This window comes from Blautia sp. MSJ-9 (genome assembly GCF_018919065.1).
Taxonomy (GTDB): Bacteria; Bacillota; Clostridia; order Lachnospirales; family Lachnospiraceae; genus Blautia_A.
On sequence record NZ_JAHLQG010000012.1, the window covers coordinates 137273 to 149462 of the forward strand.

General features: G+C 41.1%; 8 protein-coding genes. 2 read left to right on the forward strand and 6 right to left on the reverse strand.

Going from position 1 to position 12190, the window contains the following annotated elements:
- Positions 1-361: 361 nt before the first annotated feature.
- The 5 genes from KQI87_RS03140 to KQI87_RS03160 form a co-directional block, all read right to left on the reverse strand.
- Entirely contained in the window at positions 362-1303 is a 942-nt protein-coding gene (locus KQI87_RS03140) for an ABC transporter permease (protein ID WP_216458879.1), read from the reverse strand.
- 2 nt (positions 1304-1305) lie between these two features.
- Entirely contained in the window at positions 1306-2436 is a 1131-nt protein-coding gene (locus tag KQI87_RS03145; protein WP_216458880.1) for an ABC transporter permease, read from the reverse strand.
- Positions 2437-2439: 3 nt separating this feature from the next.
- Positions 2440-3969, reverse strand: a complete 1530-nt coding sequence (locus tag KQI87_RS03150) for an ABC transporter ATP-binding protein (RefSeq protein WP_216458881.1) — start codon at positions 3967-3969, stop codon at positions 2440-2442.
- 171 nt (positions 3970-4140) lie between these two features.
- The gene (locus tag KQI87_RS03155) at positions 4141-5334 is read right to left on the reverse strand and encodes a BMP family lipoprotein (protein WP_216458882.1); all 1194 of its coding nucleotides are present in this window, start codon (positions 5332-5334) and stop codon (positions 4141-4143) included.
- 452 nt (positions 5335-5786) lie between these two features.
- Positions 5787-6698, reverse strand: a complete 912-nt coding sequence (locus KQI87_RS03160) for a 4Fe-4S binding protein (RefSeq protein WP_216458883.1) — start codon at positions 6696-6698, stop codon at positions 5787-5789.
- A 312-nt stretch (positions 6699-7010) separates the two neighbouring features.
- On the opposite strand from KQI87_RS03160, the gene KQI87_RS03165 reads away from it, so the two are divergent.
- A complete protein-coding gene (locus tag KQI87_RS03165; protein WP_216458884.1) occupies positions 7011-7859 on the forward strand; it encodes a LysR family transcriptional regulator in 849 nt (282 codons plus the stop codon).
- 679 nt (positions 7860-8538) lie between these two features.
- Here the strand turns inward: KQI87_RS03165 and KQI87_RS03170 are convergent.
- Positions 8539-9792 carry an ATP-binding protein gene (locus KQI87_RS03170; RefSeq protein WP_216458885.1) on the reverse strand — a complete coding sequence of 418 codons (1254 nt, stop codon included), beginning with the start codon at positions 9790-9792 and terminating at the stop codon, positions 8539-8541.
- Between the two features lie 601 nt (positions 9793-10393).
- Between KQI87_RS03170 and KQI87_RS03175 the strand changes: the two genes are divergently transcribed.
- On the forward strand, positions 10394-12154 hold the full coding sequence (locus KQI87_RS03175) for a diguanylate cyclase domain-containing protein (RefSeq protein ID WP_216458886.1): 1761 nt from the start codon (positions 10394-10396) through the stop codon (positions 12152-12154).
- Positions 12155-12190: the final 36 nt, after the last annotated feature.

The window sequence follows — 12190 nt, forward strand, 5'->3', positions numbered from 1 at the left end:
AAACAATCTGTGAAAATCTCCGATATATGACAGATCCTTTCGACATGATTCTACAACGTGGGTTTGTCTTTTTTATTTTCATTATCATGACTGTTACTACAATATTCAGGAACGTTTTGTTCCTGAATATTGTAGTACAATCTATTTTTACATACAAGCATGCATTTTATTAAACCGTTACTGTTCACTCCGTTCTCAGCAGCAAAGCACACGTCATTTCAGCCTCAGTAAAAAGATTTTTACAGCAAAAAGGACAGTGCAAAATCTATTGATTTTGTACGCTGTCCTTTTCTGTTTCCAATTAGATATCCTCTACATTGAATGCAATATGAAAATTATTTCATTTCTTATCCATATAATTTTATCTCTGTCCCTTATCGTAAGGAATTCCTTCTGCCTTCGGTGCGCGTGATTTCTTGGAGGAAACAGCAAGCACAAGCAGGGAAATGATGTATGGGAGCATCTTATAGAATGTTCCCGGGATGTTCAGGGATGCGAGGAAGTCGAAGCCTGAATATACGTTGGACAATGCACGGAAGAGTCCGAACAGCAATGCTGCCAGAGCGATCGGGTTTGGTTTCCACTGTCCGAAGATCATTACAGCCAGTGCCAGGAAGCCGAAGCCTGCTACACCGTTCTCGAATTTCCATTCGGAAACGCCGGCTGTGATGTATACGATACCGCCGAGTCCGCCAAGGAATCCGGAGATCAGGACACCGATATAGCGCATTTTATATACATTGATCCCCACGGAATCTGCTGCCTGTGGGTGTTCGCCGCATGCCATCAATCGTAAACCGAGACGTGTGTGATACAAAACAACGTTTGCGAGGATCAGAAGTACGATGGTGATGATCATAAACCAGTTGATCTCAAAACCTGCAATCTTTATAATAGAAAATGCTTTCTTCTGGTCAATGTACTGGATAGTGGAGGCTACGTTGTTTGGGTTCTCTGCCATGTTGATGGCTTTTACAAATACTGTTGCTGCTGCAGTTGCCAGCATGTTCATCGCAGTTCCGACCAGTGTCTGGTCTGCGTTGAAGTTGATAGCTGCTACTGCGAGGAGAAGTGAGAATACCATTCCGAATACCACACTGCCGATGACTACGCCGATCACCATAGCTGCCGGTGAAAGGTTCGGCATGTATTTCATAACCAGTGCGCCGCCAAGTGCTCCTGCAACCATGATTCCCTCAAGACCAAGGTTAATGATACCACTTCGTTCAGAGAAGCATCCGCCGAGTGCAACCAGTAATAAAACGGATGCATAGATCAGGGTATACTGTAATAATAATGCCATGCTTATTCTCCTCCTTTCTTCGCTGCTACGTTCTTTTTCTTATCTTCAGATTTCTGGATCCTGCTTCTCATTACGTGTTTAAAGAATAATACAAATCCGCAGAAATAGATAATGATTGCTGCGATCAGGTCGGAAATCTGTGAACAATAAACCATCTTGTCTACATATGCACCGCCGCTGGTGATATGCTGGATAAAGAATGATGAAAAAATCACGCCGATCGGATGGATACCGCCGAGGAATGCAGCTGCGATTCCGTTGAATCCCATATTCGGGACTGCTGTCTGTGCGCAGGACCACTGTTCGATTCCACATAAGTACAGGAATCCGGCTCCAAGTCCGGCAAGTGCACCGGAGATTGCCATTGTGAGGATAATGTTTTTCTTTTCTCTCATACCTGCATATTTTGCAGCATTGATGGAGAGACCAGTTGCTTTGAGCTCATAACCTAATTTTGTCTTATCAAGTACAACCCATACCAGGATGGCAAAAATAACTGCCAGCGGGATGGCGATGGTTACATAACGGTTATCCGCAAATAAATGCTGAAGTCCCAGATGCGGGATCAGTGCGTTCGGATTGTTAGTGCGAAGCGGAAGTGTATAAGTAGTTCCGGATTCTTTTACTTCTGTAAGTACAGTGTTTACAGCATACAGGCTGATCCAGTTCAGCATGATGCATGCGATTACTTCGTTTACATTCAGGTACGCTTTTAATGCGCCTGCGATGGCACCAAGTGCTGCGCCGCCGAGCATTGCCAGGATCAGGCATACCCACCATGGCGCATTGTAATGGATACCGAAATACAGGGCAAATCCTGCTCCAACAGAATACTGTCCGGATGCTCCGATATTAAACAGGCCTACTTTATAGGCAAATAAAACGGACAGAGTACACATCAGAAGCGGTGCTGTTTTTGCAAGGGTGCTTCCGAAGTATTCCAGTGCAACTTCCGGTCTCGGGAAATACAGGAAGTTCTGCAGGATTGCGGTGATGGCTCTTCCTGCTCCTGCCGGGTTGATGGCGAGAAGTACCACATAACCTACAACCAGTCCAAGTACAATACAGAACAGGGATGCAAGTAAAGTCTGGACAGCTCCATTCGACAGTATATTCTTTTTCTCTTTATTCATCTCTTAAACCTCCTGTCTCTTGGCGCCTGTCATGTAAAGGCCAAGTTCTTCTACTGTTACTTCTTCCGGTTTGAATTCTCCTACGATCTCGCCCTCGTACATCACAAGGATTCTGTCGGAAACATCCATAACCTCATCCAGTTCCAGACTGACAAGAAGTACTGCTTTTCCTTTGTCGCGCTCTTCGATGATCTGTTTGTGGATCAGCTCAATAGCACCTACGTCTACGCCTCGTGTCGGCTGTACAGCGATCAGGAATGACGGATCTTTGTCGATTTCTCTGGCTACGATAGCTTTCTGCTGATTACCGCCGGACATGGTTCTTGCTACTGTCACTGCACCCTGGCTGGATCTGACGTCAAATTTGTTGATCAGCTTTTCTGCATAGCTTCGGATTTCTTTTTTCTTAAGGAAACCGAATTTGTTGGTAAACTGTGGCTTGAAATAAGTCTGGAGTACCATGTTGTTCTCCAGTGAATAATCAAGTACCAGACCGTGTTTGTGTCTGTCTTCCGGAATGTGGCTCTCTCCGAGAACGGATCTCTGACGGACAGATGCCTTTGTGAGATCCTGGCCATTCATATGGATGGTTCCGGATTTCAGATCTGACAGACCGGAAAGTCCGTATACCAGCTCGCTCTGGCCGTTTCCGTCGATTCCGGCGATGCAGACGATCTCGCCCTCTCTTACCTGGAATGATACATTTCTCACTGCATCCTTCTTATGGTTCTCACCGGCTACTGTCATTCCCTTGACATCCAACACAACTTTACCCGGATTCATCGGTGCTTTGTCTACTTTAAAGCTGACATTTCTTCCTACCATCATGGCGGAAAGTTTTTCTGGAGTTGTGTCTTTGATGTTGACGGTGTCAATGTATTTTCCTTTGCGGAGGATGGTGCAGCGGTCAGCTACTTCCATGATCTCGTTCAGTTTGTGTGTGATAAAGAGAATGCTTTTTCCTTCTGCTGCAAGGCCTTTCATGATCTTCATGAGCTCTGCGATTTCCTGTACGGTAAGCACGGCAGTCGGCTCGTCGAAGATCAGGATTTCGTTATCACGGTAGAGCATCTTCAGGATTTCGGTTCTCTGCTGCATTCCGACTGTGATGTTCTCGATCAGAGCATCCGGATCTACCTGGAGATGATATTTCTCAGACAGCTCCATGACTTTCTTTCTGGCGTCGTCTTTTTTCAGCAGGCCGTGTTTGGTGTTTTCTACTCCGAGGATGATGTTATCCAGTACGGAGAAGCATTCTACCAGTTTGAAGTGCTGGTGTACCATACCGATCTGCAAGGCATTGGCATCGTTTGGATTCTTGATCTCTACTTTCTTTCCGTCTTTGCGTATCTCGCCTTCATCCGGCTGGTACAGACCAAACAGAATACTCATCAGCGTTGATTTTCCGGCTCCATTTTCACCGAGAAGTGCATGGATCTCACCTTTTTTCAACTGAAGCGTAATATTATCGTTTGCCACAATTCCTGGGAAACGCTTGGTAATATTCAGCATTTCAATTGCATATTCAGACATATTATTATTTCCTTTCCATTTTTAATTAAATCCTGTAAGGTTACTGTTTCGTGCAACATTTCCAGAGATATTTTGACATATACAGGTCAAAATTCCGAAGCATGCGGTGCTGAGAATGAAATGAACAGTAACCATGTAAGTTCTGAAAAACTTACCAGTATTCCGTCTGATTTATTTGATCGTACCCTGACGTACATTTAATTTTACAGATACCTGTGGCATCTCATCAGTGCTGTTGTTGACTTCAACTTTGCCGTCAAAGATGTCTGCTACGAGTTTCTTGTAGTCTTCCAGTCCGAAATCATCGTTCCACTGAGTGGTATCCTCCGGAAGTCCGACATAGTTCAGGGACATATCGTCTTTGGATACAAGACCAAGGTTCTCTACTTTTCCTACGTGTTCTTCCCATGTTCCGTCATAGATGATGGAATTGAGCATGGAATTTACGGTTGCTGTAAGGCTCTTCATAGCTGAAGTGATGGTCATTCCCTCGCCGTATGCGTCGATAGTCGGAGACTGATCGGAGTCAACACCGATGATCTTTCCGCCTACTTTCGCTGCTGCCTCTGCTGCTGAGGTGAAAATACCACCGCCGCATGCGAAGACAACTTCTGTTCCGTTGCTATACCAGGTGTCCATAGCTGCCGTAATTTCTGTGGAACCATAGAACTGACCGCCGTATGCATACTCAATAGTCACGTCATCTGTGATTCCCATTTCTTTTGCAGCTGCGTCAATTCCCTGTACATAACCGTATCCGTAACGCATAACTCCAGGAACTGCCTGACCACCGAGAAATCCGAGGTGACGGTATCCAAGTTTTACTGCTGTATATCCTGCAAGGTATCCTGGGATTGCTTCCTGATAAATCGCAAGGTAGGTGTTTTCTGTATTATAATAATCAGCTACATTGTAGGCATCCGGGGCATCATAGTAAGCATTTCCTACTGCTGCCGCACCGATGTCACCTGCGCTCATATCCAGAACAATGAATTTAATGTCCGGATATTTGAAAGTAGTGTCTACAACTGTCTGGGCAAAAACATAGCCAGGCATTACCAGAATATTGTAGCCTTCTGCTACCGCAACATCGACCATGGCTGTTCTGGCATAGTCTGTGTCACCGTCTGGTTTCTTGTAGGTAAAATCAATGTTATGTTCGTTGCAGTAATCTCTGCAGGCCTCATAAGTTGTCTGGTTAAAGGACTGGTCCGTGATGTCTCCTGCGTCTGTGATCATGCAGACTCTGTATTCGGAGCTGCCGGTATTCTCTGTGGCTACGGACTTTCCGCCGCATCCGGATAACATGAGAACCAGCATTGCTGCGATCAGCAGGATGGACACTGCTTTTTTACATTTTTTCATGCGTTTTGTTTCCTCCATTGTAATGTGTTGCTGCTCACTCCGTGAACAATAACGGTTATCGTTTTCTTATTCTGCTGTAAATCTGCGGTTTTATCCGTTGCAAAATGTATCGGACAAATGTCCCTTCAAAATCATTCTTACCTTTCTGACAAGGTTTTTGATTTTCGGAATAAAGGAAACAGAATTTGAAGTTATATCCCCTTTATGCCAGCTGACTTCGCTTGTATTTACAACATAAATTCAAACTTTTTAAATAATATCATAAATTTTGACATTTTATAGAAGTTTTTTTCTCATCAGTGAATGAATTTTACGGGACTTTTTCCTGCAATACACAAAAATGCCTGCTTAGGAGATATTTATAATATCCGCCGTCAGCACGCATTTTATTATTTATTCGTTTTTGTTATTGATCTGTTTACCCGATCCATAACATCAGTAACACATTTTCTTTATTCATTGATCAATTTATTATTTACATATTCAAATCCGAGACGATTCACTGTATCCGCAAAACGTTCGCCTGCGATTCCTTCGTTTTTGAAGAGATTGATGGATTTCTCTACTACGTTCATTACCTCTTCTTCATCCGTAAAGATCTTGGTAAGTGTAAGTCCGTGAGCGACTCTCTTGCCCCAGCGGCCGCCTATGTAGATCTTGTAACCGTTCTGGTATTCTGTAACTGCGCCAAATGGGCATCTGCCTTTGCAGCGGCCGCAGTGATTGCATTCTTCTGGATTGATATAGATTTTGCCGTCTACTACTTTCGGAACTTTTACCGGACAGTTCTTTGCAATCTGACAGACTTTGCATCCACGGCATTTCTCAATATCTGGCTTCGGGATTCGCTGACCGATGATTCCAATGTCATTCAAATTTGGTTTTACGCAGTTGTTCGGGCATCCGCCTACTGCGATTTTGAATTTATGTGGTAGTGTTACGTTATGATATCCTACATAAAAACGTTCGTGAATCTTTTCGCTGAGTGCAAATGTATCGATCAGACCGTACTGACAGGTGGTTCCTTTACAGGATACAACCGGTCTCACCAGACTTCCGGTTCCACCGGTAGTCAGACCATGTTCTGCCAGAAATGCGATGGTATCTTCGATGTTCGCATATGGTACCCCCTGAATTTCCAGGCTCAGGCGGGTTGTCATCGTAATTTCGCCGTTTCCGAATTTCTCTGCTGCATCGGCAATCGCACGGTGCTCGTCTGTAGTGATGCGGCCGTTTCTTGTGATTACCCGGATGTTGAAAATGTCATCGTAACGTTTATCCTTTAAACATCCAAGACCTTTCACACGTTTGATTTCTTCCGGGCTTAGCTTTGTGCCGGAAATTGTTTCTTTCTCCTGTTTCATTTGAGTTCTCCTTTTTCTTGCACTTTAGTATTGCTCATTCCAGCCACTTATACTGCAAAAAATCTTATTGTTTAGATAAGTTCCCCTATTTTTTGCAGTATATTTTCTGTTACTGTCTACTTGACACTATCCTGAGACATGCGACGCAAATGTATTTTTCATTTTACTCAAACTGGAATCTTGTTTCTTATTGATTATAGAGCTCATAAATGATAAAATCAATTTATTAATTTTTATGAAATAATAAGTTAAATTTATCATATGTTAATAACGAAATACTACAGATAACTCATACTCCAGGAGGCGAATCCTATGTTGGATCATAGAACTGAAACTTTTATGACTGTATGCAATGTTATGAACTATCGCGAAGCAGCTGAACTGCTACACATTACACAACCTGCCGTCACACAACATATACAGTTTCTGGAAAAGGAATACGGCTGCCGTTTTTTTCTCTACGAAAACAGAAAACTGATTAAAACACCCGCTGCTCAGATGCTGGAAGAACATTTACGTTCTGCACAACAGCGTGAGAATTTTCTCCGTGAAAAGCTCAAAAATAATGGCCTTCGTGAGCTTCGCATCGGCGCCACAAAGACCATTGGAGACTATGTAATTACTGACCAGATTCATAAATTTCTGGACCAGTCTGATACTTCCCTGACATTGATCGTTGATAATACAAAACATCTTCTTCAACTACTTGAACAGAATGCACTGGACTATGCCATTATCGAGGGATATTTTGACAAAAACAGATTTGAAAGCCAGCTATACCGCAGAGAACCTTTCGTAGGAATCTGCCCGAAAGACCATCCATTTGCAGGAAAAGAAGTCTCCGTAGAAAACCTTCTGTCCGAAACCCTCATCCACCGCGAAAAAGGCTCTGGGACTCTGGCCATCCTTGAGGATAAACTCCTAGAACACAACGAATCCCTGGAACGCTTTCACCGCCATATCTGCATTTCCAGCTTCAAAATGATCATCGACCTTATCAAATCCGGATATGGAATTTCTTTCGTATATGAAGTTCTTGCTAAAAGCGATCCGGAACTTGGGATTTTTACGCTCAAAGGAGAACCACTGATCAGGGAGTTTAATATTATTTATCTGAAGTATGCGGAGGTTCAGGAAAAGATTGGGTGGTTTTTGGATTGATAAAATTTCTATTTTCATATGTTTCCAAAAAAGTGTTCAAATCCGAACACTTTAAAGAACCCAAATACTACAATATCTTCTCGGAATTCTAAGCCTTGATTTTTCAGTTTTTTCTTTGTCCATAATCAAAATCCCCCATTTTTTTCAAAAAATACTTGACAAATCCCTCCAAAAATGTGGCGTTTCACGCCTTGATCAATAAGAAATTTCTTTTTTGGCTCTGCCGATTATATTATTTTTGAAATGGAGGCATTATCATGTTACCTGTTTATTCACCTGGATCACATTCCCTTTATCAGGACTTCTTTATCTCTAACTTTTTACTTTATTACCCGGATCCTTTTTCTATCCCCAGCCAGACCTGGAAGATCATCATCCAGGTCTGGCATCTGGATCTTTCTCAGACTACAAATATCCTTATGGACTCTTATTCTAAATTTTGACCTTCTCCACGAGATCCTGCTTCCATGCTGCGTTCTTACCTGCTTTCTATTAAACTCAAGATCACTTCCATTTTATTCGACTTTGTATTTACTAAATCTAATTAACTCCGAGAAATTATTAAGACGTTTTCACGACTGCCTTAGTTTTGCAGATTATTTAATTCAAATATTCTCCAACCGGAAATCCTGCGCTTTCATCTCAGTAATTGAATTGCCGAGGATTCCCGCTTATTGTCCTAAAACTCCAAGCTATCCGCATTAAGCAGAAAATATTTCATACCCATAATCACAAAACCTTCCTCATTTCTCCACGGCTTTTTCGTTCCGTTTACTATCACAATCTTTTTAAACGAATCCGGAATGTTTCTAAATGAGTTAAGTTCCTGTGTCTGCTTTTCCTCAGAAGTCATATCATAAGCCACCTGAATATAATATCTCTGACTGCCCTGATTGACTACAAAATCAACTTCAAACTGCTTTCGAGTCGTTTTTCCTTCATCATTTTTTGCATATACCTCTACAATACCAACATCCACACTATAGCCTCTGATAAGCAGCTCATTATAAACAATATTTTCCATGATATGAGTAGGTTCCTGCTGTCTAAAATTCAATCTGGCATTTCTAAGTCCCACATCTGAAAAATAGTATTTCCGATTTGCTCCTACATATTTTCTGCCTTTAATATCATATCTGTCAGCTTTAGAAATCAAAAATGCCTCCACAAGATAATCTATATGCTTGGATATGGTCTTATTGCTGTAATTAATACCACGTTCACTTTTAAAAGTATTTGATATTTTAGTTGGATTAGTAGGAGCTCCTATCGCGGAAGCAAGAATATCTACCAAAGTATCAATCTCATCAACATTTTGAAGCTTATTTCGTTCTACAACATCCTTAAGATAAACATTTGTGAAAATGTTTTTTAGATACTCAGCCTTTTGGCGTTCCACAGAGAACTGTGCCACCTGTGGTAAGCCACCATATATCATATATTCCTCCCAAGCATCATCATAATCTCCATTAAAAGCCGCATAGAACTCTGCAAAGGACAACGGATATATTCTTATCTCATCTCCTCTGCCCCTAAATTCAGTTACAATATCGCTGGATAAAAACTTAGAGTTACTTCCAGTCACATATACGTCAATATTGCTGATACGAAGCAGGCTGTTCAGCACTTCCTCAAATCGTGACATAAATTGTACTTCGTCCAAAAACAGATAATACTTCTGATCATCTTTCATTACATCTTTAATATACTGGTAACACTTCTTCGGATTTCTCAGTTCCTCATTTTCAATGCCATCTAAAGCAATCTCAATGATATGGTTATTATCTACACCACTCTCCAATAAATATTTTTTAAACAATACAAATAATAGGAATGATTTTCCGCATCTCCTGATTCCCGTGATAATCTTTACCATCCCATTATCTTTTCTTATCTTTAACTGTTCAAGGTATGCATCTCTTTTAATTACCATAAATTTTACTCCTTATTTTTGTGTGTTAACACATTTTTTAGTAATTATATTATATCATCCAACGTTTATTTCATCAATAATCATTACTATTTTATGTGTATTTGCACGTTTTTATGCAGTGATGTCTTTACCATTCTTTCTACTCCGAACCTAATCGCCTGGCTTTCAGTTTCTCCAACAACATACGGTAAACTCTCCACCTCCGTTCATCTGCTTTACAAATTTATCCGTATAAATAATGAAAAGCTCCCGAAGGAGCCTTCCAGACTATAAGTTTTTCAAGTTTCCATAATGATCTTTTACTATTCTAATCGAAATTTTCCATTCTCATAATTCAGCGGCATGAATACCGGAATCTGTATATCACTGACTGCTTCCATTTACATACCTGCCAAAATGAAAAAGCCCTGATTTTTCTATATTATAAAATAGCGCTCCATACATGTATATGGGCAACAGCATTGATTTATCTGAAATCATACATTTTTTTATATCTGTCTGATTTTACCTATGTTTTAAAAAAAATTCATTTAACTTTTTCATTTCTGTGCTATAATGTTCCATCATAAAAATATCGGATAAAAAAAATGAGGTAAAACAGGTGAAGAAAAAAAATCTTGCGCCTCTTATCGTTTTTTTACTGGGCATGTGCCTTGTTGGTTTCATTGTATACAAAACAGACACTCACGAAAAATGGCAGAGACGCACAACTGCACAATTAAATGTATCAACCTACGGCGAACGTATTAAAAATGAAATTACAAATGGAATTGCGATCACAGATGCTCTGAAGCAGGTTCTGATCAGTGAAAATGGAGAGATCAATCAATTTAATACGATCGCAGAAAATCTTATATCTGATTCTATTGAAAGTGTACAGCTTGCTCCGGATGGTGTTGTAACAGATATTTATCCTACTGAAGGAAATGAGGCAGGTAAAATTGATCTGCTCCATGATAAAGACCGTGGCAGAATTTCCTGCTACGCCAGAGACAACCACACCATCATTACACAGGGACCCTTTGAATTGAAACAGGGCGGTTATGGAATTGCTGTCCGCAATCCGGTCTACCTGAATGATGAGAACGGACAGGAGTATTTCTGGGGATTTACCATTGTTATCCTGCGCGTTCCTGATATTTTTTCAGATTCGATCCATGCACTTTCAGGTTTTGGATATGAATACAGACTTTCAAAAACAGAAACTCCCTGGAGTGACACTTATAAAATCGTTTACCAGTCAGATGGACAGATGACGCAGCCGGTTTCTTATGATTTTACCATAGGAAAAGAAAACTGGACATTTGAAGTAACTCCTGAAAGCGGGTGGAGAAACAATACATTAATCATAACAGTCAGTACGATTTTTACCGCTATCACCTTACTTCTGTCGGGACTTACCCGGGTATGGCTGGTATCAAAAGAAAACAAAAATAAATTTCAGATACTGGCACGCACAGATTCTCTTACAGGTATTTACAACCGCTATGGATTTGACGAATCAGCAGAAAAGATGATGGATAAAAACCCGAAAGCACATTTTGTGGCTGCACTCCTTGATATTGATGATTTTAAGTTTATTAATGATATCTATGGTCACGCTTATGGAGATAAAGCATTAAAGAGTCTGGCAGACAGCATGAAAACATTTTTCCCATCTGATGCATTACTGGGAAGAAACGGTGGGGATGAGTTCTGTATCCTTTTACAAAATTATACCTGTGAAGATGCAAAAGAACTGTTGCAGCAATTTACCGGGCTTCCAAAGACATTCTCATACAAGGGAAAAGAACAGTCATTTAACATTTCTCTGGGATATGCGGAATATCCCACATTTGCAGCCAGCCGTTCACAGCTCATCCGCTGTGCAGATGCAGCCCTTTATGCAATAAAGCTTCATGGAAAAAACGGATGTATGGCTTACAGAGAGGGTCTTCAGTCAGGAATCCGTAAACAACTGGGATTCGCATTTAAGGATGTCTCTGAACATCTTCCGGGTGCATTTATCATATACAGAGCGGACAAAGACGATGACGAACTCTTTTATGCAAACCATGAGTTCCTTCATATGACCGGATATAAAGATATGGACGAGCTCTTCAGACTCACCAATAAGCGCTTCCGCAGCCTGATTCGGGAAGATGAGCAGAAACAGATAGAATCCAGTATCTGGGAACAAATTGATAGTGGTAATGAAAATGACTATATTCACTTTCACCTTCGAAAAGCTGACGGCTCCTATCTTTCTGTCCTCGATCACGGAAGAATCGTAGAAAGCCAGCAATACGGAAGGGTGTTCTATGTATTGTTCATGGACTGGGAGGACATGCATATTCATTACAGTGATAAATTTTCCGGATAATAACAGACATACGACTGTTTTTCACGAAAAAGCTTA

Coding starts and splice junctions, on each gene's coding strand:
- KQI87_RS03145 (WP_216458880.1), bottom strand. CDS start 2,436: ATGAATAAAGAGAAAAAGAATATACTGTCGAATGGAGCTGTCCAGACT.
- KQI87_RS03165 (WP_216458884.1), top strand. CDS start 7,011: ATGTTGGATCATAGAACTGAAACTTTTATGACTGTATGCAATGTTATG.
- KQI87_RS03155 (WP_216458882.1), bottom strand. CDS start 5,334: ATGAAAAAATGTAAAAAAGCAGTGTCCATCCTGCTGATCGCAGCAATG.
- KQI87_RS03170 (WP_216458885.1), bottom strand. CDS start 9,792: ATGGTAATTAAAAGAGATGCATACCTTGAACAGTTAAAGATAAGAAAA.
- KQI87_RS03160 (WP_216458883.1), bottom strand. CDS start 6,698: ATGAAACAGGAGAAAGAAACAATTTCCGGCACAAAGCTAAGCCCGGAA.
- KQI87_RS03140 (WP_216458879.1), bottom strand. CDS start 1,303: ATGGCATTATTATTACAGTATACCCTGATCTATGCATCCGTTTTATTA.
- KQI87_RS03150 (WP_216458881.1), bottom strand. CDS start 3,969: ATGTCTGAATATGCAATTGAAATGCTGAATATTACCAAGCGTTTCCCA.